A 24392-nucleotide genomic window follows, 5' to 3' on the forward strand; every position below is an offset into this window, starting at 1 on the left:
AGGCACGCTACGCCGAGTCAGCTACCGACAGCTACTCGCAGTGCCTCGCCGATCGTGTTGTGAGCAAAAACGAATCCGGTGTCTTCCAACACCTTCGGGACAGCTCGAGGTCCGGTCAGAATTGCTTCCTGGGCAAATTCGCCGATGACCGCTTTCAACGCGAATCCCGGTACAGCCCATGGCGCAGGCCTATGCAGTGCACGGGCCATGGCGCTGTTGAACTGTGCGTTGGTGACTGGGGCTGGACCGACCATGTTGACCGGGCCCGATACCGACTCGTTCTCGATGCCATGAATGGTCGCTGCGATCTCGTCCTCGAGTGAGATCCAGGGAAAGTACTGTCGGCCGCTGCCGAGGCGTCCACCGAGCGCCAGCAAATAGAGAGGCCTCAGCTTGTCCAGCATTCCGCCGCGTTGCGACAAGACCACGCCACTGCGCAACATTATGGTGCGGACTCCGCCGGCCGTAGCGGCCGAAGTCGCGTTCTCCCAGTCTCGGCACACTTCCGCCAGAAACCCCTCGCCGACAGGGGCCGTTTCGTCGACCACCCGGTCGCCGGTATCGCCGTAGAAGTTGATCCCGCTGGCATTGACCAGTGTCGGAACCTGGAACTTTGCGCAGTTTTCCGCCAGCACCTCGGTGGGAGTTATCCGGCTGTCGCGGACCTTCTGCTTGTAGGCGCCCGACCATCGCTTGTCCCCGATGCCTACCCCACAAAGGTTGACCACAGCGTCTGCGCCACGCAACGCACGATCGTTCAACGAGCCCTGCGGCGGGTTCCACTCGAACTCGTCCGGGCCGGCAGGTGCTCTTCGAACCAATCTGGCAACCTCGTGCCCCTTACCTCGCAACGAGGCGACGAGCGCGGTACCGATCAATCCGGAAGAACCAGCAATGACTACACGCATGAATTCGAAAGCCTCCTCGACAGAACCGGGGCATCATCCGCCAAGCGGATGATGCCCCGACACTGTTAGTTCGGTTCCCCGTTGATTCGAGGATCGGCCGAGCGCTGAACACTGCTCACCTGCAGTCCACAGTACAGACTGCTCGGCTTTCGACCTGCTCTACAGACCTAGGTCTGCTTCGAACGACGCGATCTCGAGCCGCTGCTTGATGGTGCTGAGGAAACGACCTGCGTCCGCGCCGTCGACCAGACGATGGTCGTAGGTCAGCGGCAGGTAGCACATCGACCGGACGCCGATGGACTCGTTGCCCGCGTCGTCCTTGACCACGACGGGACGCTTGACGATCGCGCCGGTGCCGAGCATGGCTGCCTGTGGCGGTACCAGAATCGGAGTGTCGAACAACGCGCCCTGACTGCCGATGTTGGTGATCGTGAACGTGCCACCGGACAACTCGTCGGGCTTCAAGCCACCGGATCGGGCGCGAGTGGCGATGTCGTTGATCGCCCGGGCGAGACCAGCCAAGGAGAGATCGCCCGCGTTGTGGATGACCGGGGACAGCAAGCCCTGCTCGGTGTCCACAGCGATACCGAGGTGAACCTCGGCGTGATAGGTGATCTCCTTGGCTTCTTCGTTGATGCTGGCGTTGACATTCGGGTGAGCCTTGAGAGCCTCGACAACTGCCTTTGCGAAGAACGGAAGGTACGTCAGGTTGACGCCCTCGTTCTCCTGGAACTTGGACTTGGCCTTGGCACGCAGACCGGCTACCCGGGTGACGTCGACCTCGAAGGTCTGAGTCAGCTGAGCAGAGGACTGAAGAGACTCGCGCGTCTTCTTCGCCGTGATCTGGCGAATGCGGTTCATCTTCTGCGTGGTTCCGCGTAGATGAGCCAACTCCGGTCGCACTCCGGCTGTAGCCGGTGCGGCAGGCTTCGACTCGGCTGCCGGAGCAGCAGCGGGAGCTGCCGGAGCCTTCTTCGCCTCGGCGGCCGCGAGAACGTCCTGTTTACGGACGCGTCCACCGACGCCGGTGCCCTTGACCGTGGTCAAGTCCACGTCGTTGTCCGTTGCGAGCTTCCGAACCAGAGGCGTGACATAGGGGGATGCGTCTGCCGAGGGAGCCTTCGCAGGTTCCTGCTTGGGTGCTTCCTGCTTGGGTGCCTCTTGCTTGGGTGCCTCTTGCTTGGGTGCCTCTTGCTTGGGAGCTTCCTGCTTGGGAGCAGGCTTTGCCGGCTCCGCAGCCTTGGCCGCAGGGGCGCCCGTGCCGATGACGGCCAACTGGCCACCGATTTCGACGGTGTCGTCTTCTTCTGCACTGATCTCGAGCAGTGTTCCCGCCACCGGGGAGGGAATCTCGGTGTCGACCTTGTCGGTGGACACCTCCAGGAGTGGCTCGTCAACGGCGACCTCGTCGCCCACGGCCTTCAGCCAGCGGGTGACAGTGCCTTCGGTGACCGACTCGCCCAGTTCCGGCATCTTGATCGGGGTACCCGAAGAGCCGGAGTCGGAGCTGGCGGCCGGCGCACTCTGAGCCGGTGCTTCTTCCTCGGCCTGCGGCTCTGGTTCTGCAGCAGCCACAGGTTCGGCCGCGGGCTCTGGCTCGGCGGCGGGCTCTTCGGCAGCAGGCTCGGGCTCGGAGGAAGACCCGGAAGCCTCGCCGGCTTCGCCGATCTGAGCGAGCTCGGCGCCGATTTCGACGGTGTCGTCTTCCTGTGCCACGATCTTCGTCAGAACACCAGCAGCGGGGGACGGGATTTCGGTGTCGACCTTGTCGGTCGACACTTCGAGCAACGGCTCGTCGACCTCGACGGTGTCGCCCTCCTGTTTGAGCCACCTGGTGACAGTTCCCTCGGTGACGCTCTCACCAAGAGCTGGCATCTGGACGGAGAAGGCCATGTCTGTTGACTCCTCGACAGTTGTGTGCGGGTAATTTAGTTCTTACGACTTGTGGTCGTAGACCATTGTGCTGGCGTTGCAAGGTTCGCGGACGATACTTGCGTTAATTGCGATCCTCGGCGCTGTCTGTGTCCGCGCCGAATCGAAGAAAACGTCTTTCCACGATCCACGGACTTTTACTGCAGACACGTAGACGCCCTTTCGACGAGACCGGAAATCGTTCTCTACAACGAGAGAGTTGAACCCTCTATGTTCATCCTTCCATCCTTGGAGTGCTCACGTTCCGCGAGGGGCTGCCCTCGCACTGGCAAACTCATGAGTAACAAGGCTTGTGCGAACGAGAAGGTCAATCTTCACGCACCTGAGACAGGAGTGATTCAGTGAGCTTGTTCGATCGCCTCACTCGACGCAGTGGCAAAGGTAGAGGCCCCCGAGAGGGGTCGGTAGCGCAGTATCTCGCGGACTGGACGGCGGCGAGAATCGGCGTCGAAGCATTCGTGGAACCGAAGACGACAGTGACTCCTGTCACGGTCGTTCTGGTGGCACACGATGGTGAGTGGACTCGGCGCGTCGTTGATGAGAAACACATCAAAAAGCTTGGACCCGACCTCGAGATCCCCGTCTACGACGTCCGAAAGACGGGCTACCCCCAGCGGATGCGGGACCACGACGCTCGACAGAAAATCCTCGAGCGGAGGGCCCGCGAATAGCGGTGCATGATTCGAGTGCCCCCGACGCACTCGAATCACGCACATGGTGTGAAGCGTCTAACCGTTCTCGACGATATCTTCGAGAACGGCGAACATCGTGCGGACCGGCACTCCAGTTCCGCCCTTGCCGATATAGCCGAACGGGCCGCCGGTGTTGAATGCCGGACCGGCAACGTCGATGTGCGCCCACTGGACGCCGTCTGCGACGAACTCCTTCAGGAACAATGCAGCAGCCAACATCCCGCCCGCGCGTCCGTTGGTGACGTTGGCGAGGTCGGCGACTCTGGAGTCCAACTCGCGTCGAATCTCACCTGGGAGCGGCATGGCCCAAGCATCTTCGCCCACGGCCTGCGAAATCTCGGCGACGCGGTCGCGGAACTCGTCGGTGCCCATGACTCCCGGCGTCCGGTTGCCGAGTGCGACGACCTGCGCGCCCGTCAGCGTTGCGGTATCGATCAGGTAGTCGGGATCGTCTTCGCACGCACGCGCGCACGATGGCGTCGGCGAGCACCAGTCGTCCTTCGGCGTCGGTGTTGATGACCTCGACTGTGATACCGCCGTACTGCGTCAGTACGTCACCAGGCCGTTGCGCGGTGCCGGACGGCATGTTCTCCGCCATGGGAACCGTGGCGACGACGTCGAGTTCGAGACCCACCTTGGCAGCGAGAATCACAGTCGTGATCACGGCTGCAGCACCAGCCATGTCGGAGGTCATGTTTTCCATGCCGGCCGCGGGCTTGATCGAGATGCCGCCGGTGTCGAAGGTGATTCCCTTTCCGACCAACGCCACCTTCTTGGACTTACGTTTACCACCTGAATGCGTCAGACGTACCAACCTGGGCAGTCGTGAGGAGCCCTTGCCGACGCCGTGGATTCCGCCGTAACCGCCTTTCTCCAAAGCCTTGTCGTCGAGAATTTCGACACTCAGTCCGGCATCGGTGCCCAGTGCCTTCGCGCGTGCGGCGAATTCCTCCGGGTACAGGTGGCTGGGTGGGGTGTTCACGAAGTCGCGGGCGATCGCGACGGCTTCGGCAATGGCAACAGAACGGGTCAGCTCGTCCTTGGCTTCGCGAGCGCGTGGGTCGCCTACCAGCAGTTCGACGCGCCCGAGAGGTCCCGCTTCGGGAGTGGGTGCCGACAGTGCAGATTTGAACTCGGTGAAGGTGTAGGCACCGAGGAAGAAGCCTTCTGCCGCGGCGCCCAGGTCGAGGGCAGAGAGCGTCGTCGCCGCGATCGAAGTTCCCGACAGCGCGCGAGCTGCAGTACCGGCGGACCGGCGGATGCGTTCGGTGTCGATGTCGGCCGACTTGCCCAGCCCGACTGCGAGGACACTCGTCACGTCCAGCGCTGCAGGGGCGGGAATGCGGGTGAGCTCGTCAGCCTTGCCTGTTGCACCGACAGCCTCGAAGGCATCGAGCAACTCGGCCGCGAGCGCATCTCCGGAGATGTCGTCGGTGATGACGAGCTCGAGTCCGTCTTCACTTGTACTGAGTGCGACGACGAGAACGTCGACATCTTTTCCGAGGTGGCCGGCCAGCACCAGCTCGGGTCCGAGAGTGCGGGGTGAAGTCGATGGCACGTTGCAGCTCCTGAAGGATTGATTGTTCTCGGTCGTACACGATCGTAGTGACTCGGGCCCGACGTGCGGCCGTCCGCTAGCGTTGGCCGCTATGAGTGCAGAAGAACTTGCTCGCGGACCCGTGCACGCCGTTCACGTCGAACTGGGAGCGACGTTCGCGCCTTTCGGCGGATGGGAGATGCCAGTCTCCTACGTCGGAGTCGTGGCGGAGCACAAGGCAGTCCGTACCTCCGTCGGCGTCTTCGACGTCAGTCATCTCGGGAAGGCGATAGTCGAAGGACCCGGTGCGGCGGACTTCGTCAACTCCACGCTGACCAACGACCTCACCCGGGTGGGCCCAGGGAAGGCGCAATACACGTTGTGTTGCAACATGTCCGGGGGAGTGGTGGACGATTTGATCGCCTACTTCGTCTCACCCGAAGAGATATTCCTGATTCCGAACGCCGCCAACACCGCATCGGTCGTCGCCGCGTTGAGCGCCGAGGCTCCCGAAGGCGTCGTGGTTCGCGACCAGCATCGTGATTTCGGCGTGTTCGCGGTGCAGGGGCCCGATTCTCGAGCTGTGGTCGAGCAGTTGGGTCTCCCAGCGGAATTGGAGTACATGGCTTTCGTCGACGCGAAGTGGTCCGATGCCGACGGCAACGAGGCACCGGTCCGGGTGTGCCGCACGGGTTATACCGGTGAGCACGGTTACGAATTGGTCTGCTCGTGGAACGACGCCGAAGCACTGTTCCGTGCCCTTGTCGACGTCGTGAAACTTTCCGGCGGTCAGGTGGCAGGGCTCGGTGCGCGAGATACCTTGCGGACCGAGATGGGCTATCCACTCCACGGCCATGAGCTCTCGCTGGACATCTCGCCGCTCCAAGCCCGATGTGGTTGGGCGATCGGATGGAAGAAGGACCGATTCTGGGGCAGGGACGCTCTGCTTGCAGAAAAGGCAGCAGGTCCGACGCGAGTGCTCCGTGGCGTCAAAGCACTCGACCGCGGAGTGCTGCGGCAGGGACAGAACGTTGTGATGGACGGCGGCGTGGTCGGCGTCACGACGTCAGGGACGTTCTCGCCCACGCTCGGGGCAGGAATTGCGCTTGCATTAATAGACGCCACGGCGGGGGTGACGCCGGGTGGCATCGTCGAGGTCGATGTCCGTGGCCGGGCACTTCGATGTGAGATCGTCGCCCCGCCTTTCGTTGCAGCGAACACCAAGTGAGCGGGCTTCGACGCGTTCGATAAGCTCACTGCATGACAGGCGTTCCCGAATTCACTCGTGTGCAGCATCCTTCTCCGGCTCCTTCGGAGGTCAGAGAAGCAGTATTGGCTGCACCCGGGTTCGGGAAGTTCTTCACCGACCACATGGCAGTGATCGACTACACCTCGGAGAAGGGCTGGTTCGGCGCGACCATCGCGCCGTACGGGCCGATCGAGTTGGATCCCGCGGCGATGGTCCTGCACTACGGGCAGGCGATTTTCGAAGGGTTGAAAATCTACCGTCAGCCCAACGGGGATCTCTCCTCGTTCCGCGTCGATGCCAACGCCGAGCGATTCAAATCCTCGGCCAGGCGGTTGGCGATGCCGGAGCTTCCCACTGAGCTGTTCATCTCCTCGATCGAGGAGATGCTTGCCGTGGATCGCGAGTGGATCCCGGCCGCCGGTGGCGAGGATGCCCTCTACCTTCGCCCGTTCATGTTCTCTACCGAAGCGGGGCTCGGTGTCCGGCCGGCGGACGCGTACCGGTACATGCTCATTGCCTCTCCCGCCGGCGCGTACTTCCCTCGTGGTGTCAAACCGGTCAGCGTGTGGCTTTCGACCGAATACGTACGCGCCGCTCCCGGTGGTACCGGAGCGGCGAAATTTGCCGGCAACTACGCGGCATCGCTGCTTGCGCAGGCGCAGGCCAGCGATCAAGGCTGTGACCAGGTTGTCTGGCTGGACGCGATCGAGCGTCGCTTCGTCGAGGAAATGGGTGGTATGAACCTGTTCTTCGTCTTCGGCTCCGGTTCCGATGCCCGTTTGGTCACGCCCTCACTGTCCGGGTCGCTGCTTCCGGGAATTACCCGCGATTCGCTCCTGGCGTTGGCGACCGACTCCGGAATCCCGGTGGAGGAGCGACGCATCTCGACCGAAGAGTGGCAGAAGAAGGCGGAGTCCGGCGACATCACCGAGGTATTCGCATGCGGAACCGCGGCAGTCATCACTCCCGTCGGCAGCGTCAAATCAGCTGACGGTGAGTTCACCATCGCCGACGGCGAACCGGGCAACATCACTCTCGCCCTGCGCGATACCTTGACGGGCATTCAGCGCGGCACCTTCGCCGACACTCATGGGTGGATGACCAAGCTCGGCTGAGTTCAGGATCCGATCAGCAAACCCACCACGGTGAGGGTTGTGGTGATTTCCAGAGCCGCGCCCAGTACGTCGCCACTGAGGCCATCGAACCGTCGGACACAGTGGCGCACAAGAACTACGCCGATCGCCAACACGGTTGCGACGACGGCGGGGCCTTGCCACCAGCGACCGTCCACGCAGCCGGCCGCTGCGACAAGCGCTGCGGCACACCAAAAACCGATCACTGTGCGGCTTTGCGTGCCCGCAACGAGTGCTCCGAACCCGTGCTCGACGGCTGGAAACGTCCCACGTCTGCACGCGAGTACGACAGCGACACGACCTACTGCGACGGCCAGCACTATCGAGGAGAAAGCCTGCTGCTCCGCCAGCAGGCCGAAGCCGGTGGCCTGAATTGCGAGGGTGAGGACGAGTGCAGCGACCCCGAACGGCCCGGCGCTTCCACTCTGCATGACTTCACGGGCTCGTTCAGGAGGGCCGTAGCAACCGAGACCGTCTGCCGTGTCGGCAAGGCCGTCGATATGCATGCCGCGTGTCAGCAGGGCAAGCGCGCCGACGACGAGCAGTCCGCCGAGCAGTCCGCCGAGCGAGAGTGCGTCCGCACACCACGAAGCGCCTGCCGCAAACACCCCGAGCAGCAGTCCGACGACAGGCGCGGCCGATATGGCTTTACGGGCAGCATCCCGATCGATGTGGTGCGGACCCCGCACCGGAAGGACTGTCAACCAGGACAGGGCCAGACGAGGGCCCACCCATATCGAATGCACTTCTCAGGCCTCGGACGGCGCTTCGGGATTGGAGGCTCGGTTACTCACACCTGCATCTGCAAAGGTCGACATGTCCTTCAGCGCGGCGATTGCCGCGTGCACCAACGGTAGGGCGGTGAGAGCGCCCGAGCCCTCGCCGAGTCGCATGTCGAGCTCGAGAAGGGGTTCGATTCGCAAGTGGCGCAGGGCAATCGAGTGTGCGGGTTCGGACGAGCGATGGCCGGCGATCCACCATTCACGGGCCCCTCGCGCCGACTCCTCCGCAACCAAGGCCGCAGCCGTCACGACGAGCCCATCGAGAATGACAGGCGTACGACGGTGCGCAGCTTGGGCGAGAAACCCGGCCATGGCAGCAAGATCCGCGCCACCGGCAACGCGTAGCAGCGCGACAGAATCCTTCACGACCGGACGGGCACGCCGCATCGCATCACGAATCGCTGCCGTCTTGCGGATCCAACCGGCGTCGTCGACGCCAGTACCGCGACCTACTGCGGCCACCGGCTCGGTGTCGGTGAGTACTGCGATCAATGTCGTTGCCGGAGTGGTATTTCCGATTCCCATGTCACCGGCGATCAGCAAGTCGGCACCGCTGTCGATCTCCTCGTCGGCGATCGTACGACCGGCCTCGATCGCAGCCCGAACCTCGGACTCCGACAACGCATCCTCACGATCGATCGAACCGCTGGACCGTCGGACCTTGTATCGGCTGATCGTGGTGTCCGTATCCGAGTCGACAGCGATATCGACGACACGGACCGTTGCGCCTGCCACGGCGGCCAGTGCATTGACCGCGGCCCCACCGGCCGCGATGTTGGCCACCATCTGAATGGTCACCTCGGTGGGATAGGCCGAAACCCCGTGCGCCGCAACACCGTGGTCACCGGCAAACACAACTACCCGGGGTCGGACCAGCGCGTGGGGCGGACACTGATCTTGGCACGCCGAAATCCACTCACCGATCTCTTCGAGTCGACCGAGACTGCCGGCAGGCTTGGTCAACGACTTCTGTCGTTCCGACGCCGCAGAGCGGGTCTGCGGCGACGGCGGAGCGACCGGGCGCAACGGCGTCGAGTTCTCGGTTGTTTCGGACGTCACGGTTGCTGCTCAGCCTTTCGGAAAGGGTGAACCCCGGCACACTTGAGTGTGAGGGGAAGGCCGGCCACGACGAGTACGACGTCGTCGCACACCTCGGCGAGCCGGGAATTGAGCGCGCCGATCTCGTCTTGAAACAATCTGCCCGATCGAGTGTGCGGGACAACGGACAACCCCACTTCGGGAGTGACCAGCAATAGGGTGCCCGTGCATTGCGCGACGGCCTCGACGAGCGCGTCGATCTCCGCCGCAATCGTGCCGCGAGGACTGTCCCAGGCCGCCCGATCGTCGATGGTGTGGGTGAGCCAGGTGCCGAGATCGTCGACGAGCGTGACTCCTAGTGTTCCGTCGACGATCAGCTGGGGCAGGTTCGTGGTCGATTCCACAGTTGTCCAGGTGGCCGGCCGCCGTACTCGATGTTCTTCGATCCGCGCATCCCAATCGGCGTCAGCGGGGCGCCTTCGTCCGGTGGCCACGTATCTGACGTCTTCTGCTTCTGCGGCGAGATGTTCGGCGTGGCCGGACTTGCCCGATCGCGCGCCACCGAGCAGCAGTGTGCGCTTGGGCAGCGTCATAGTGTCAGACAGCCGCGCCGCGGTTGACGCGAGGCTGTGGTGCACGCATCTTGCGGATCTGCGAAGCACGAACGAACGCGTACCACCCGAGCTTGAACCCACCGTCGGTGGTTTCGGGGAAGCGAGCCCGAACGCGATTGTTGATCTGGCGGCCGATGAAAATTCCTTCGCCGACCATGAACAGCATCATCACGAACATCGCCAGCGTGACGTACGCCTGAACAGCAGGATCGAGGAAGAGCGCGAAGATCAGCAGAAGCGCGAGCGGCATGAACAAACCGACCAAATTCCGGCGGGCATCGACGAGGTCGCGGGCGTACGCCCGGACGGGGCCCTTGTCCCGCGGAAGCAAGAACTTGTCCTCGCCGGCAAGCATCCGCGCGCGGCGGTCGGCGGAGGAGGCTCTGCGCTCCTCGGATGCCTTTTTACGGTCGACTTTGGTTCCCTTGTTCGCCTTGCGACGCTCGCGGGCCTCTTTGCTCGTCATCGGCGGTGGCGCGACCGGACCGCGGCGTCGAGCTTCGGCCTCACGTCGTTTCGGCGTGGGGCGACCTTTGCCGACGATCTCGTTCGGCGGCGACACATCCGTCGGTGACGACTCGGTCGAGGCCGAATCATGCTTGTCCGAATTGTCAGAGTTTCCGCGGCGTAGCAACTTCACTCACCCAGGCTATGGGATGGAAGCGAATAGGTGAACATCGGCCACGCCAACTTACGTCCGCGAAGGCTCCTCGAGCACGGCGCCCTCGACATGCCGCATCTCGAGCATCGACCTAGACTTCCGACGATGCGAGTGATGATTGCGCCTGATTCGTTCGGAAACACACTGAGCGCGAACGAGGCGGCCGACGCGATCGCCCGGGGTTGGCGGCTCGGACGTCCGGAGGACGAACTCGTGTTGGCGCCCCAATCCGACGGCGGTCCGGGATTCGTCGACGTGTTGGCGGGCAAGCGTGGCGAAGTGCGCGAACTCGACGTTTACGGACCACTCGGGAAACGGGTTCGGGCGCGGTGGTTGCTCGACGGTCACACAGCGTTCATCGAAGTCGCGCAGGCCTGTGGATTGAGCCTCCTGGACGGTCCGCCGACCACCAGCAGCGCCTCGCGGTCAAGTAGCGACGGTGTCGGCCAGCTCATCGATGCTGCCCTGGGTGTCGACGGCATCGAGACGGTGTTCGTCGGTCTCGGCGGCAGTAGTTGTACCGACGGCGGACGGGGGATGATTCGTGCACTCGGTGGACTCGCCGATGCCGCAGCACGACTGCGGTCGGTCGAACTGGTCGCTGCCACCGACGTCGAGAACCCGCTTCTGGGCGAGCACGGCGCAGCGCACGTCTTCGGGGCACAGAAGGGCGCGGATGCCGCCATGGTCGACGTTCTCGAAGAGCTCAACCGCGAATGGGCAGTAATCTTGGAACGCGTGGCGGGAGTCGACGTCGCCGAGCTGCCAGGTGCGGGCGCTGCCGGGGGTATCGGTGCGGCACTGTTTGCGCTGGGCGGGCGGCGGGAGTCCGGCGCGGCCGTGGTGGCCGAACTCACCGACCAAGCCGATCTACTCGAGTCGGTCGATCTCGTCATCACCGGTGAAGGAAAGTTCGACAGTCAGTCCCTTCGCGGCAAGCTCGTCACTCAACTTGCATCCGCGGGCGCGATATCCGGAGCGCAGACGATAGTTCTTGCAGGTCAAGTAGCTCTCGAGACCGCACAGTGGAAAGCAGCAGGTCTTTCGCGAGCGTATTCCGTAGCCGAATTCGCCGGTTCGGTGGACAAGGCGATGAGTGATGCCGGACCACAACTCGAGCATTTGGCCGCGTACGCAGCGCGACGGTTCGATCAAGGCACGCCGCCTTTACGCGGCGGGCTGTGAGGAATACCTGTACGCGGAGTACGGTTGAGTCGTTCACGGGTTGAGTACGACTGATAGGGAGAGCCCATGACCGTCTCGAACGAAACCATCACGCACAAGGTCACGATGACTGAAGCTGCATCATTGAAGGCCAAGGCGCTGCTGGACCAAGAAGGACGCGACGACCTCGCGCTTCGCGTTGCTGTGCAGCCTGGTGGCTGTGCGGGCCTGCGCTATCAGCTCTTCTTCGACGATCGCAGCCTCGACGGCGACCTCGCAGTGGACTTCAACGGAGTCACGCTGGCTGTCGACCGGATGAGTGCTCCGTACGTCGAGGGTGCATCCATCGACTTCGTGGACACCATCGAGAAGCAGGGCTTCACGATCGACAATCCGAACGCAACGGGCTCATGTGCCTGCGGCGATTCGTTCAACTGATCTGAACCACCAACTCTGACCGGTACTGCATTTTCGGGTACCGGTCAGAGTTGTGTTCGCACCAAGTTCTGGGGCGCCGCGCAGTAGCATGGATCTCGCTCCGACCACCATCGAAAGGCTCAACCACGTGACTCTCGCGGTATCGGGATCGATAGCTACCGATCATCTGATGCGGTTCCCGGGCAAGTTCGCCGAGCAGTTGGTTGCAGACCAGCTCTCCAATATCTCGCTGAGCTTCCTTGTCGATGATCTGGTCATCAGAAAAGGTGGAGTCGGCGGCAATATTGCCTACGCCCTGGGCGTGTTGGGCGGATCCCCGCTCCTGGTGGGTGCCGTCGGGCCGGACTTCGGTGAATATCGGTCTTGGCTGGAGTCCAACGGAGTCGATTGCACCGCGGTACGCGTGTCGGCGACGGCTCACACTGCGCGCTTCGTCTGCACCACCGACGTGGACATGGCTCAAATTGCGTCGTTTTACCCAGGTGCGATGAGTGAAGCGCGCGAAATCTCGATCGATGAGCTTTCCGCAGGACGAACGCTGGAACTGGTATTGGTCGGCGCCAACGATCCGGACGCGATGATCGCCCACACTCAGCAGTGTCGAGCGCTGAACATTCCTTTCGCAGCAGATCCGTCACAGCAACTCGCGCGTCTGACCGGTGAACAAGCGGTCGATCTCATCGAGGGTGCGGCATACCTCTTCACCAACGAGTACGAGTGGGGACTGCTGCGCCAGAAGTCGGGCCTGTCCGAGACGGAGATCGCGGCCAAGGTGGGAATTCGGGTCACGACGCTAGGCAAGTCCGGCGTCGAGATCGTCACTCCCGACGGCGTACGCACGCACGTGGATGTGGTTCCCGAGACCAGCAAAGTGGACCCGACGGGAGTGGGCGACGGTTTCCGGGCCGGCTTCCTCATGGCACATCTCGCCGGCGCTTCCGTCGAGCGGGCAGCACAGCTGGGCTCCTATGTGGCGGTCCTCGTTCTCGAGACCACCGGAACTCAAGAGTGGACTTTTGTACGAGACGACGCACTCAAGCGTCTGAGCGCCGCCTACGGAGCTACCGCGGCCGAGCAGATCGGCGCGCTGCTCCCGGCGTAGCCCGGCGTTCATCGCAAAAAGGGACCGTCCTTACCGTGTTCACGGTTATGACGGTCCCTTTCGGTAATTCAGCGGAACCTGTGTCCGGAAGGATCAGATTTCGACCGGGTAGGTCGGCTCGCTGATCTTCGGAACGATGCGCTTTTCCACGAAAATCCCGTGCCAGATCATGAAGATGAGAACGGTCCACAGTCGACGGCTGTGATCGGACTTGCCGTCGCGATGCTCGTTCAGCATCGCGGTGATCGCAGCCTTGTTGAGTATGTGATCGGTTTCGGATTCGGCGATCTGTTGATGCGCCCAGTCGAACAATTCGGTACCCCTCAACCAATGGCGGAGGGGAACGGGGAATCCCAGCTTGGCGCGGTTGAGGACATGCCCGGGAACGATGCCCTCCAACGACTTGCGCAGTGCGTACTTCGTCGTGTCCTTAGTGATCTTCTGATCGAGCGGCAACCTCTCGGCGACGGCAAAAACCTCGGAGTCCAGGAACGGGACCCGCAGTTCGAGCGAGTTGGCCATCGTGATCTTGTCGGCCTTGACGAGGATGTCGCCACGTAGCCAAGTGAACAGATCCAAATGCTGCATACGCGCAACCGGATCCCATCCTCGACTCTGCGCGTAGATCGGCGCCGTCACATCGGTGTGGGTCCACTCCGGACGGAAATCCCGCAGAACTGCACGGAGCTGAGCATCGCCGAAGCTTCGGGCATTCCCGTAATAGCGATCCTCTAGCGTCATGGATCCGCGATGAAGCAAACTCTTGCCGCGCGTACCGTCGGGGATCTTGTCGCTGAGGGCGCCTGCGGCACGACGCAATCCGCGTGGAAGATACTCGAAAGGCTTGAGGGACAGTGGTTCTCGATAGATGGTGTAGCCGCCGAACAATTCGTCCGCGCCCTCACCGGAGAGCACGACCTTCACATGCTTTCGGGCTTCTTTGGCCACGAAGTAGAGCGGCACCAGTGCGGGATCGGCCACCGGATCGTCGAGATACCAGACGATCTCTGGGATCGAGGATGCAAACTCCTCCGGTCCGACGACCTTCACGACGTGTTTGGCACCGATCGCCGCAGCGGACTCGGCGGCGACATCTACCTCGGAATAGCCGTCGCGCTCGAATCCGGTCGTAAAGGTGATCAGATTCGGATTGTGGCGTATCGCCAGCGCTGCGATCGCTGTCGAGTCGATTCCGCCGGACAGGAAAGCGCCGACTGTGACATCTGCGCGCATGTGCTTGGCAACGGAGTCCTCGAGCGCGTCGGTGATCTCCTGATACCTCGCCGCCTCCGTTCCGGCTACGAACGGCTTCACCGGGAACTTCGGAGTGAAGTAACGAGTGATCTTCGGTTGTGTGCCGGGGGAGAGGGTCGCCGAACAACCCGATTCGAGTCGCCGGATCTCTCGGTGCAACGACTCGGGCTCCGGAACGTACTGCAGAACGGTGTAGTGCTGGATCGCACGAGGGTCGAGTTCGGTACCGATACCGATGAGATCGGCCAGTTCGAGCAGGCTCTTCTTCTCGCTCCCGAATGCAGTACCGCCGGGCCCGGTTGCGATGAACAGTGGCTTGATGCCGAACGGATCTCTGGCCAGGAACAACTCGCGAGTCTCGGTGTCCCAGATCGCGAAGGCGAACATGCCTCGCAATCGGCGCAGAGCGTCGTGACCCCAGTAGTGGAATGCCGCGACGATCGACTCGCCGTCGCCCTCGGTGAAGAAGACAGCGTCGTGCTCGCGCGTCAACTCCTCACGTAGTTCCAGGTAGTTGTAGATCTCCCCGTTGAACGTCATGGCGTAGCGCGTCGGATTCTCGGCGGGCCCCCAGCGAAGTGGCTGGTGCGAATGCTCGATATCGATGATCGACAATCGGTTGAATCCGAAAATTACGTCTTCGTCGTGCCAAGTGCCAGGTTCGTCTGGCCCGCGGTGACGCATGCAATGCATGGCGGAACCGACGAGGTCGACTCCTGCGTCGTCCGTGCCGGCCGACGTGAGCAGGCCTAGTAGTCCACACACAGAGTCCACTACCTCTTTTCCAATTAGGGATCGGTTCAACCGACACTCGCCCGACGCGGGTTGGTAGTCGTAAGGCGAGCGCCCGGGTCCGAGTATGCCGCAGACGCGACGCGCTCGAAGGTAGTGACCCAACAGTGGTCCTGTGGCAGCTTTGGTCTACGCTGCGTAGTACTAGGGCATCTCCATGTGGAGGCCCTTATTCTTCAGTGGTGGGCGATCAGGAAGGCGTGAACGTGGCGCAGAGTCGGATCCTTCGGCGAGCCGGGCTGACAACAGTTCTCGGCTTAGCCGCTGTGCTGTTGTCGGGTTGTTCCATCGACAGTGAAGTTTTGCGCTTCGGTTTTCCGTCGGGCATCACTCCACAGAGCACACGTATTCGTGAATTGTGGACTTGGTCCGTGGTGGCGGCGCTTGTCATGGGCATCATCGTCTGGGCATTGATCTTTTGGGTGGTCATCTTCCACCGTAAGAAGAAGGACTCTCCGGAGTTCCCTAGGCAGACGGCGTACAACGTGCCATTGGAGCTGTTCTACACAGCCGTGCCGTTCGTCATCATCGCCGTGCTCTTCTACTTCACTGTGGTCGTGCAGAACTACATCGGTGACAAGCAGCCGGATCCCGACGTCACCGTCGACGTGACCGCGTTCCAGTGGAACTGGAAGTTCGGGTACCAGACCATCGACCTCAAGGACGGCGTCGTCAAGTACGAGGGCACCGACCTCGAGGCGCAGGCAGCAGCAGAAGCTGCAGCCTCCCCGCCCGAGGGTGAAGCCCAAGGTAGCGAGGACGGCGAGATCGTACCGGGAGCTATCCACGGTGTGAGCCCGCAGGATCTGTCGTACCTGCATTACAACAAGATCGAGACAGTCGGCACCAGCGACGAGATTCCTGTGCTCGTGCTTCCGACCGGCAAGCGCATCGAATTCGTACTGGCCTCGTCCGACGTCATCCACGGCTTCTGGGTCCCCGAGTTCTTGTTCAAGCGCGACGTGATGCCGAACCCGGAGGAGAACCACTCCGATAACGTCTTCCAGATCTCGGAGATCGAACGAGAAGGCTCCTTCGTCGGTCGATGCACCGAAATGTGCGGCACCTATCACGCCATGATGAACTTCGAAGTTCGTGCGGTATCCCCGGACGACTTCCAGCAGTACATCGAATCGCGTAAGCCGAAGAGCGAAGGCGGCGAGGCTTTGACGAACGCGCAGGCGTTGGAAGCAATCGGTCAGTCACCGGTTTCGACCAGCACCATCCCGTTCACTACAGACCGCACGCAGAAGTCTGAATCCGTTGCCGACGGCAACTGACAAAGGAAGAATGCTGATATGAAAATCGAAGCCAAGATCTTTGAGATCCTGACTGTCTTCTTCCTTCTCGTTGGGATTGTGTACGCCGTATTCACCGGGTTCTCCCGCACCGGTGTCGAGTGGGCAGGCGTTACCGCAATTGCCCTGTCGTTCGGCTTGACCCTCATTATCGGGACGTACTTCCGATTCGTCGCTCGACGCTTGGACACGCGTCCAGAAGACTTCGACGATGCGGAGATCAGCGACGGCGCCGGCGACTTAGGCTTCTTCAGCCCCGGTAGCTTCTGGCCGATCAGCCTTGCAGGCGCTGCAGCGGTCACGGCAGTCGGCTTTGCGTTCTTCATGCCGTGGCTCATGGCGTTGGGCATCGCATTGGTTCTGGCCGCTGCTGCCGGATTGGTATTCGAGTACCACATCGGACCAGAGAAGCACTGACCTGCACGTAGTCGGTCTCTAGACTCGAGCCAAGGCGCTGATCGTCCCTACGGGGACGGTCAGCGCCTTGCTTTGTATCCGACTTCCAGATGATCTGTGCCGGAAACTGGAGCGTGGAGCGGCGAATCCGGTCGGGCGGTACACCGCATGGACCCCTTCCGGCGGATCGTTGCTGCCCCACGTTCCTGACGAACGTGGCTACGGTCGGCGATCCGACGACGGCATGAATAGCTCGCACGGCGAAGGCGTCCTCGATCGCCGGTATCCGGGCTCGACAATGCTGCGAATGCCCGGGTCTGATGCAGCTTCACCCCAGATCTGGGCCGCGACACCGTATGGCAGTGGGTCGTGCTCGAGTACACACATCCTTCATTCGTGTTGCGACAGGTTCGTGCTTGGTCTCGAAATGGGATTGGGGATCGCGATGCTCACCACCGCCCCCGACAATCGTCGGTCTGAATGCACTCTTGGGCCCATGCATCTGCCGGAGAACGAACTCGAGCAGCCAATGGGCGCTCTCTTGTAATCGAGGTCGGAGCCCGGATGCAGACAGCTTCGTGCTGTGAAGTGTTCTCGCGCAGACACCACCTGGAACGAGCTGCCCAACCATGTACATGCACAGGTGGACCTGTGCCCGGCGGGGGAGGGGAGGGTGCGCCTGATGCGAGCCTGGGCGGACTTCGGGACGCCCCCGCATGCGTCGCCAGCTTTCGACGCGAAAAAGGGCGGCACCCGATGGGTGCCGCCCTTTTCATGTTCGTCGAGAACTTCTAGGTCTCGCTCTCACTGTCTTCACGATCGACAGCATGTTTCGCGGAGCCGTTGCCGTTGGCATGGCCGTTCGAATGGCCGTTGGTTCCGTTGCCGTTCGGGTGACCGTTGCCGTTCGAGTGACCGTTGCCGTTCGAGTGACCGTTGAGCTGGAGCTGATAGTTCTTCAACATGTTCAGCTGCTCGACCTCGCCATGGTGGAGAGCCTCTTCCAGAGCCTTGCTCTCGGCAACCGGATCTGGTTGGAAAAGCGAACCTGATCCAGGCTTTCCAGCAGAACCAAGCTTGTTCATCTTCTTCGGAATTGCTGCACCCTGATATTCGAGCGGGATCGGGTGTCCGTGGCTGTCGACCGGCCCGAGTGGCTGGTGGACCTCGACGTACTGACCGTGCGGTAGACGCTTGATGATGCCCGTCTCGATGCCGTGATCGAGAACAGTGCGGTCACTGCGCTGCAGTCCGATGCAGAACCGGTACGCAACGAAGTACGCGATCGGAGGCAGAATCAGCATTCCGATTCGACCGATCCACGTCATCGCGTTGAGCGAGATGTCGAACTTGTAAGCGATGATGTCGTTCACGCATGAGATGGTCAGGACAAGGTAGAACGCCAGGACCATTGCGCCGATCGCAGTTCGGACCGGTACGTCGCGCGGACGCTGAAGCAGGTTGTGATGTGCCCGGTCGCCGGTAAGACGCTTCTCGATCCACGGGTACATGATCATCACAGTGAAGACGAGACCCATGATCAGCGCGACAGCGAAGACTGCGGGGATCGTGTAGCGACCCGCAATGTAGATGTCCCAAGCGGGCCACAGTCGTGCCAAGCCGTCGGTCCACATCATGTAGAAGTCGGGCTGGGAGCCGGCCGAGACCTGAGATGGGTTGTACGGTCCGATATTCCAGACTGGGTTCACCTGGATGAGGCCGCCCATGAGTGCAAGGATGCCGAACGTGACGGCGAAGAATGCACCGGACTTGACGGCGAAGACCGGCAAGATGCGGACGCCGACGACGTTGGTCTCGGTGCGGCCCGGTCCGGGGAACTGCGTGTGCTTCTGGTACCAGACAAGAGCGAGGTGTGCTGCGATCAGCGCCAAAATGATGGCGGGGAGCAACAGAACGTGAGCGACGTACAGGCGCGGAATGATGATCGTGCCGGGGAAGTCACCGTCGAACACCAACCAGTGCAACCACGTTCCGATGACAGGAACACTCATCGAAATACCGGAGAACGCGGCACGAAGACCGGTGCCGGACAGCAGGTCGTCAGGAAGCGTGTAGCCGAAGAAGCCCTCGAACATCGCCAAGATGAGAAGCAAGCAGCCGATGACCCAGTTGGCTTCACGCGGCCTGCGGAACGCACCGGTGAAGAAGATACGCATCATGTGAACGATGATCGAAGCAGCAAACATCAGTGCTGCCCAGTGGTGGATCTGTCGCATGAACAGACCGCCGCGGACCTCGAACGAGATATTCAATGCTGTTTCGTATGCCCGAGACATCGTGACGCCACGGAGCGGTTCGTAGATGCCGTTGTACTCGACCTCGCTCATCGAGGGGTCGAAGAACAGCGTCAAGAACGTGCCTGAGATCAACAGGATCACAAAGCTGTAAAGCGCGATCTCGCCGAGAAGGAATGACCAGTGAGTCGGAAAGACTTTATTGATCTGTCGACGTATGCCCGGTGCCAGATGGTAACGACTGTCGACGTCGTCGGCCTGCTTGGCAGCGAGGGCTTGCAGTGAAGGACTCATGAATCAGTCTCCGGTCTACGCTCCCAGAAGGCGGGTCCGAGGGCTTCGATGTAATCCCCGTCCGCTACTAAGAAACCTTCTTCGTTAACAGTGATTGGCAGCTGCGGCAGAGCGCGAGCAGCCGGTCCGAAGATCGGCTTGGCATACTCGAGTGCGTCGAACTGCGACTGGTGGCACGGGCACAGAATCCGATTGGTCTGCTGCTCGTACAGCGACGTCGGGCAACCCAGGTGGGTGCAGATCTTCGAGTAGGCGAAGTAGTCGCCGTAATTGAAGCTTTCCTGGTTCTTGCGCTTGATGACCTTGGCCGTGTCCTCAGAGCGGAGACGGATAAGCATGGTCGCGTTGCGGATTCCACGAAGCGATTTGAGCAAGGCGTGATCGTCGTCGCGGTCGGCCTCACGGAACGGAAATACTGTCTCCATGGCTCCGGCATCCATATCCTCTGGGCGGACCAGAACGACGTCGTGGGGACGACCGGTATCGCGCCGAAGGTAAATCGTTTCTCCAGGGTAGCGCGGAGTCCAGCCGGAGACCCATAGAGGAGATTTGTCACCCTCGGCCCACGGGTTCTTGATCAGACCACCGAGGGGCAGGATGGCCATGATTCCGAGCGCGCCGCCGCCGAAGAACAACGAGCGCTTGATTACCTTGCGTCGTCCGATGGTCGACGTGTCGAGCGAATCACTCAGCTGGGCAACGACAGTCTGTCGATCCACCTCGGACGAAGATCCGTCGTGGCGATCCTGAATGGATACCTCTTCGGGAATGAACTTCTTGGTGAACTGGACAGCGCCGACACCGACACCGAGGATCGCGAGACCCATGGTCAGGCCGATCAGCGGGGTGTAGAGGGTGTACTTCCAGTAGCTCTCTTCACCGATTCCGGCATATTCCCAAGGCCAGAACAGGTAGATCGCGATGAATGCGACAGCCGAGACGCCTGAAAGAGCGAACCAGAACGCAACGTTGCGTTCGGCGCGCTTCTCAGCGCGGGTGCCTTGAACTGCCCATCGATCTCTACGGAATGCAACATCGACGTGGTCGAGATTGGTGCCCAGCTTCACCAGCTGGTCACGCGTCATTCCGGCGAGTTCCTCGTCGGAATACTTCCTGTTCACATCCACATCGTTCCCACCGGTCTGCCCGGCGTCCGCGCGTCCGGAATCACCGTCACTCATGACCTCGCTCCGATCCACAACGTTGCGCCGACAACGGCACCGATTCCTATGATCCAGATTGCAAGGGCTTCTGTACCCGGGCCGAAGCCGCCGAGTCCCCAGCCGCCCGGTGCAGTCGTATCCTGCGCTGACTTCACGTAAGAGATGATGTCGATCTTTTCTTCTTGCGTCAGTTGACGGTCCGAGAACTTGGGCATGTTCTGCGGGCCCGTGACCATGGCCGTGTAGATCTCCTGCTCGGAGGCAGGCCCGAGCGAAGGTGCGTACTTGCCCGAGGACAAGGCGCCACCTTGGCCGGTGAAGTTGTGGCATGACGCGCAGTTGAGACGGAAGAGCTCGCTGCCGCGGGCAATATCACCGCCGGTAAGCGAAGACTGCGCAACCTCGCCGTTGCTGTCGAGGAGCACGGTCGGGCCGCCACCGTTGGCCTGGACATACGCACCGAGCGCGTCGATCTGCTTGTCGTCGAACTTCGCCGGTTTGCGTTCAGCCTGCGCTTCGTTACGAACCGCGGGCATCCGACCCGTCGAGACCTGGAAGTACACAGCGGCTTCACCGACACCGATCAAGCTGGGCCCGCGGTCTTGCACACCCTGCAGGTTCACACCGTGGCAGGTGACACACGATGTGTCGTACAACTGCTTACCTTCGCGGATCAAAGCGGCTGAATCCTGATCGGCCGTCGCCACCTGTGGGGTGGGGGTCAGAGCCGACGCAAGAAATCCCGCGCTGATGAGACCCATCATGAGTACTACTGCGCCTGTCACACGGCGGCGAACCTTGCGCTGCCGCCGACTCTTCACTGCTGAAGGAGAACCGGCTGACGGGATATCTGTGTTGTCGCCGGGTGATGCTGGGGGAGATGAGCTCATCTTCTATCCCTTGTCGTGTCGGGACGGACTGAACGCCTGGGGCTGATTCCTGACGTTCATTGTTGTCGACGAAGTCGAAACACTTGCTTTGCCGATATTCATCAGCGGATGAAGTAGATGGTCGCGAACAGCGCAATCCAGACGATGTCGACGAAGTGCCAGTAGTACGACACGACGATCGCAGCTGTTGCCTGAGCGGGCGTGAACTTACTGACCAGCGTTCGCGTGATCAGGAAGACGAAGGCGATAAGTCCACCGATCACATGGAGGCCGTGGAATCCGGTCGTGATGTAGAAGACCGAGCCATAGACGCTCGAAGAGATCGTGGTGCCCTCTTCCACCAAGTGGTAGTACTCGTACCCCTGGCCGGCGACGAACAACGTCCCCATAACCAACGTGATGATGTACCAGCGTCGCAGTCCGAAGACGTCACCGCGCTCAGCGGCGAATACGCCTAGCTGGCAGGTGAAGGAGGATGCGATCAGAACGGTTGTCACCGGTACCGCGAGACCGAGGTTCAGCTCGGTCGGTTCCGGTGGCCAGATGCCGTCTGCCTGCGCCCTCGCGACGAAGTACATCGCAAAAAGTCCAGCGAAAAACATTAGTTCGCTCGACAACCACACTATGGTGCCGACGCTGACCATATTAGGACGGTTCAGCGAGTGCACGCGTTGGGTGATTGCCGATCCCTGAGTCCCTACAGCGCTCGTCACAAAGAGAAGTATGACTGCCCGTAGTACCGATTGCATACCCGGGTCCGGTGTTGGCGCGTCGCGACCATCGGTACAGACTCTTTCCCCAGTCGAGGTGCTGGTCGGCGGCACCAGTCGCGCTCGGGTGAGGGCTCCGTGGAAGGGTTGCCTCATGTCAACGAACGGTAAGACGGGTTGGTTCCGACGGTGGTTTTCGCGCGCACGGTCGATCCCACTCGACCCCGACAGGACCGATTTGCTCGTCGTGGCATCGTCCTTCGACGACGCCGAGTCATGTTCTGCGGCATTGGAACGCGGCGCACAGCAGAATGCATGGGTTGAGGACGAAGAGATAGTCCTCCGGCACCACCTGATCCTGCCGCCGGACATGATCGACGACGCGGTGGCGATCGCTGCCCAGGACGGTTACGAGCGGGCCCCCGGTTCGATGACGATGGAAGCGCCCGAGATCACCGGATATCAGCCTGCCGTCGATGGAGGAATTCCGATAATCCTGCAGCGCGTTCAAGTGCTGGACGCGCTGCACTGCTCACAGGAGCGTTCTCGTATGGCTGGGCTCGCGCAACGCCGCGGCGGACTCGTGCTGGGGTGGGACGCCCTGCAGCCTGATTCCGACGCAGGCCGTGTCGCTGACTAAGCTTTCGCCACATCGGTCGGGCCACACTGGTGCCGGAGATATGGCCGTCAGTTCAGGAAGGCACGGGAAAAGATGACCACACCGATCAACGACGAGTCGAGCAGGACCTGGAAGAGCATTCTGGGGGCATTGACGTCGTGGGTCGATCTATCGAGTGCCGATACGGCTTGGGCGATGGACGAGATCATGTCCGACCACGCCACATCCGCGCAGATTGCCGCCTTCGGTGTGGCCCTCAAGATGAAGGGGCCCACTCCGGCCGAGGTGGGAGGGCTCGCCGACTCGATGCTCGCGCATGCCTCGCACGTCGACAGTGAACCGAAATCGGTGGACGTCGTCGGTACCGGTGGCGACGGCGCAGATACGGTGAACATCTCCACGATGGCCGCGATCGTGGCTGCCGCGGCGGGTGCTCCAGTGGTCAAGCATGGGAATCGAGCGGCCTCGTCGCAGAGCGGTACCACCGACGTTCTGGAAGCGCTGGGAGTGAAATTCGGTCTCGGACCGAGTGGAGTTGCCGAAAGTGTGCGCGATGTAGGTATCGGTTTCTGTTTCGCCCCGGTCTTTCATCCCGCGCTGCGGTTCGCAGGCCCGCCGCGGAAGGAAATCGGCATTCCGACGGTCTTCAACATTCTCGGCCCACTCACCAATCCCGGTCGGCCACGATCAGGGTTGATCGGGTGCGCATTCGAAGCTTTGGTGCCGGTTGTTGCAGGGGTTTTCGCCGGCCGTGGCACGAGCGCTCTCGTGGTCCGCGGTGACGACGGCCTCGATGAGATAACGATGTCCACCACGACCAGCGTGCACGTCGTCTCCGGAGGCTCGGTTACTGCTACCACGATCGATCCGAAGGACTTCGGGTTCGACTACGAACCGCTGTCGGCGCTCAAAGGCGGTGACGCTGCGTTCAACGCGAGGGTGGTGCACGCTGTTCTAGCCGGAGAGACCGGCCCGGTGCGCGACGCAGTTCTGCTGAACGCGGCAGCCGCACTGACTGCTCATGCCGGAATAGACGAAGGAATCGACGCCGGCGACATCATCGGTGCGCTTTCTGCAGGGTTGGTGCGCGCAACGAAGGCTGTCGACTCAGGTGCGGCAGCCGCACTGCTGGCTCGATGGGTGACCCGGTCGAACGAGCTGGATTGATCCGACCGGCTCAGGCGCGGAAGTGCCTCACTCGCCGATCGAAAACCCCGCGTCGATATCGGCGCTCGAATATGACTGGAATGCAATGTGCGTCGCGGTATTCAGGACGCCGGCCACCTTGCTGATCCGTTGCGTCACTACCTCGGCGATCTGCTGATGGTCGCGGACCTTGACGATGGCGATCAGGTCGACATCTCCCGCACACGAATAGACCTCCGAAACACCGTCGACGTCCGCGACTGCTTGCGCGGTCTCAGGTATGGCACTTGCCTCGGCGTCGATCATGACAATGGCGTGGATCATG

Annotated in this window: 22 protein-coding genes and 1 pseudogene; 10 read left to right on the top strand and 13 right to left on the bottom strand. The window is 61.7% G+C overall.

The window, feature by feature from the left end:
• Positions 1-17: 17 nt before the first annotated feature.
• Positions 18-908, bottom strand: coding sequence for a TIGR01777 family oxidoreductase (locus QMK32_RS11880; protein ID WP_283475164.1), 891 nt, complete (start codon positions 906-908; stop codon positions 18-20).
• Positions 909-1067: 159 nt separating this feature from the next.
• Positions 1068-2801: a 2-oxoglutarate dehydrogenase, E2 component, dihydrolipoamide succinyltransferase gene (gene sucB / locus QMK32_RS11885; protein ID WP_283475165.1), complete on the bottom strand. Its 1734-nt coding sequence runs from the start codon at positions 2799-2801 to the stop codon at positions 1068-1070.
• Positions 2802-3181: 380 nt separating this feature from the next.
• On the opposite strand from sucB, the gene QMK32_RS11890 reads away from it, so the two are divergent.
• Entirely contained in the window at positions 3182-3511 is a 330-nt protein-coding gene (locus QMK32_RS11890; protein WP_269304088.1) for an oxidoreductase, read from the top strand.
• A gap of 57 nt (positions 3512-3568) precedes the next feature.
• Here the strand turns inward: QMK32_RS11890 and QMK32_RS11895 are convergent.
• Positions 3569-5090: pseudogene (locus QMK32_RS11895) on the bottom strand (leucyl aminopeptidase).
• A gap of 91 nt (positions 5091-5181) precedes the next feature.
• Here QMK32_RS11895 and gcvT point away from each other — a divergent pair.
• Positions 5182-6297, top strand: a complete 1116-nt coding sequence (gcvT, locus tag QMK32_RS11900; protein ID WP_283475166.1) for a glycine cleavage system aminomethyltransferase GcvT — start codon at positions 5182-5184, stop codon at positions 6295-6297.
• A gap of 32 nt (positions 6298-6329) precedes the next feature.
• Positions 6330-7433, top strand: a complete 1104-nt coding sequence (locus QMK32_RS11905) for a branched-chain amino acid aminotransferase (protein WP_269304081.1) — start codon at positions 6330-6332, stop codon at positions 7431-7433.
• Between the two features lie 2 nt (positions 7434-7435).
• On the opposite strand, the gene QMK32_RS11910 is transcribed toward QMK32_RS11905, so the two are convergent.
• The 4 genes from QMK32_RS11910 to QMK32_RS11925 are packed head-to-tail and all read right to left on the bottom strand — an operon-like array spanning position 7436 to position 10525.
• Positions 7436-8188 (bottom strand): adenosylcobinamide-GDP ribazoletransferase, encoded by a 753-nt coding sequence (locus QMK32_RS11910; protein WP_283475347.1) that lies wholly within the window; start codon positions 8186-8188, stop codon positions 7436-7438.
• Positions 8189-8200: 12 nt separating this feature from the next.
• On the bottom strand, positions 8201-9292 hold the full coding sequence (gene cobT / locus QMK32_RS11915) for a nicotinate-nucleotide--dimethylbenzimidazole phosphoribosyltransferase (RefSeq protein WP_502943575.1): 1092 nt from the start codon (positions 9290-9292) through the stop codon (positions 8201-8203).
• Complete coding sequence (cobU, locus tag QMK32_RS11920) at positions 9289-9864, bottom strand: bifunctional adenosylcobinamide kinase/adenosylcobinamide-phosphate guanylyltransferase (protein ID WP_283475167.1); 576 nt, start codon at positions 9862-9864, stop codon at positions 9289-9291. Before cobU ends, cobT begins: the two co-directional genes overlap by 4 nt.
• Positions 9865-9868: 4 nt before the next feature.
• Complete coding sequence (locus QMK32_RS11925) at positions 9869-10525, bottom strand: DUF3043 domain-containing protein (RefSeq protein ID WP_283475168.1); 657 nt, start codon at positions 10523-10525, stop codon at positions 9869-9871.
• A gap of 126 nt (positions 10526-10651) precedes the next feature.
• Here QMK32_RS11925 and QMK32_RS11930 point away from each other — a divergent pair, with 126 nt between their 5' ends.
• The 3 genes from QMK32_RS11930 to QMK32_RS11940 all read left to right on the top strand — a co-directional run bounded on the left by QMK32_RS11930 (position 10652) and on the right by QMK32_RS11940 (position 13250).
• Complete coding sequence (locus tag QMK32_RS11930) at positions 10652-11731, top strand: glycerate kinase family protein (protein ID WP_283475169.1); 1080 nt, start codon at positions 10652-10654, stop codon at positions 11729-11731.
• A gap of 66 nt (positions 11732-11797) precedes the next feature.
• A complete protein-coding gene (locus QMK32_RS11935) occupies positions 11798-12148 on the top strand; it encodes a HesB/IscA family protein (protein ID WP_269304076.1) in 351 nt (116 codons plus the stop codon).
• A 127-nt stretch (positions 12149-12275) separates the two neighbouring features.
• Positions 12276-13250 carry a carbohydrate kinase family protein gene (locus QMK32_RS11940; protein WP_283475349.1) on the top strand — a complete coding sequence of 325 codons (975 nt, stop codon included), beginning with the start codon at positions 12276-12278 and terminating at the stop codon, positions 13248-13250.
• 93 nt (positions 13251-13343) lie between these two features.
• Here QMK32_RS11940 and asnB read toward each other — a convergent pair whose 3' ends face one another.
• Positions 13344-15269 carry an asparagine synthase (glutamine-hydrolyzing) gene (asnB, locus tag QMK32_RS11945; protein WP_283475350.1) on the bottom strand — a complete coding sequence of 642 codons (1926 nt, stop codon included), beginning with the start codon at positions 15267-15269 and terminating at the stop codon, positions 13344-13346.
• A gap of 227 nt (positions 15270-15496) precedes the next feature.
• Between asnB and ctaC the strand changes: the two genes are divergently transcribed.
• Both ctaC and QMK32_RS11955 read left to right on the top strand, forming a co-directional pair.
• On the top strand, positions 15497-16576 hold the full coding sequence (gene ctaC / locus QMK32_RS11950) for an aa3-type cytochrome oxidase subunit II (protein WP_283475351.1): 1080 nt from the start codon (positions 15497-15499) through the stop codon (positions 16574-16576).
• A gap of 18 nt (positions 16577-16594) precedes the next feature.
• Positions 16595-17011 carry a cytochrome c oxidase subunit 4 gene (locus QMK32_RS11955; RefSeq protein ID WP_283475170.1) on the top strand — a complete coding sequence of 139 codons (417 nt, stop codon included), beginning with the start codon at positions 16595-16597 and terminating at the stop codon, positions 17009-17011.
• A gap of 770 nt (positions 17012-17781) precedes the next feature.
• On the opposite strand, the gene qcrB is transcribed toward QMK32_RS11955, so the two are convergent.
• The 4 genes from qcrB to ctaE all read right to left on the bottom strand — a co-directional run bounded on the left by qcrB (position 17782) and on the right by ctaE (position 22305).
• Positions 17782-19539 (bottom strand): cytochrome bc1 complex cytochrome b subunit, encoded by a 1758-nt coding sequence (gene qcrB / locus QMK32_RS11960; protein ID WP_283475171.1) that lies wholly within the window; start codon positions 19537-19539, stop codon positions 17782-17784.
• On the bottom strand, positions 19536-20720 hold the full coding sequence (gene qcrA, locus QMK32_RS11965) for a cytochrome bc1 complex Rieske iron-sulfur subunit (RefSeq protein WP_269304064.1): 1185 nt from the start codon (positions 20718-20720) through the stop codon (positions 19536-19538). The genes qcrB and qcrA overlap by 4 nt, the downstream gene beginning before the upstream one ends.
• Positions 20717-21592 carry a cytochrome bc1 complex diheme cytochrome c subunit gene (qcrC, locus tag QMK32_RS11970; protein WP_269304061.1) on the bottom strand — a complete coding sequence of 292 codons (876 nt, stop codon included), beginning with the start codon at positions 21590-21592 and terminating at the stop codon, positions 20717-20719. Before qcrC ends, qcrA begins: the two co-directional genes overlap by 4 nt.
• 101 nt (positions 21593-21693) lie before the next feature.
• The gene (gene ctaE / locus QMK32_RS11975) at positions 21694-22305 is read right to left on the bottom strand and encodes an aa3-type cytochrome oxidase subunit III (protein ID WP_269304059.1); all 612 of its coding nucleotides are present in this window, start codon (positions 22303-22305) and stop codon (positions 21694-21696) included.
• Positions 22306-22456: 151 nt separating this feature from the next.
• Here ctaE and QMK32_RS11980 point away from each other — a divergent pair, with 151 nt between their 5' ends.
• Together QMK32_RS11980 and trpD are read left to right on the top strand one after the other, a co-directional pair.
• Positions 22457-22942: a hypothetical protein gene (locus tag QMK32_RS11980; RefSeq protein WP_283475172.1), complete on the top strand. Its 486-nt coding sequence runs from the start codon at positions 22457-22459 to the stop codon at positions 22940-22942.
• A gap of 72 nt (positions 22943-23014) precedes the next feature.
• Positions 23015-24088: an anthranilate phosphoribosyltransferase gene (gene trpD, locus QMK32_RS11985; protein WP_283475173.1), complete on the top strand. Its 1074-nt coding sequence runs from the start codon at positions 23015-23017 to the stop codon at positions 24086-24088.
• A gap of 27 nt (positions 24089-24115) precedes the next feature.
• On the opposite strand, the gene QMK32_RS11990 is transcribed toward trpD, so the two are convergent.
• Positions 24116-24391, bottom strand: coding sequence for an Lrp/AsnC family transcriptional regulator (locus QMK32_RS11990; protein ID WP_283475174.1), 276 nt, complete (start codon positions 24389-24391; stop codon positions 24116-24118).
• Position 24392 lies beyond the last annotated feature (1 nt).

It is taken from the genome of Rhodococcus sp. H29-C3 (assembly GCF_030063405.1).
In the GTDB taxonomy this organism is placed as follows: Bacteria; Actinomycetota; Actinomycetes; order Mycobacteriales; family Mycobacteriaceae; genus Rhodococcoides.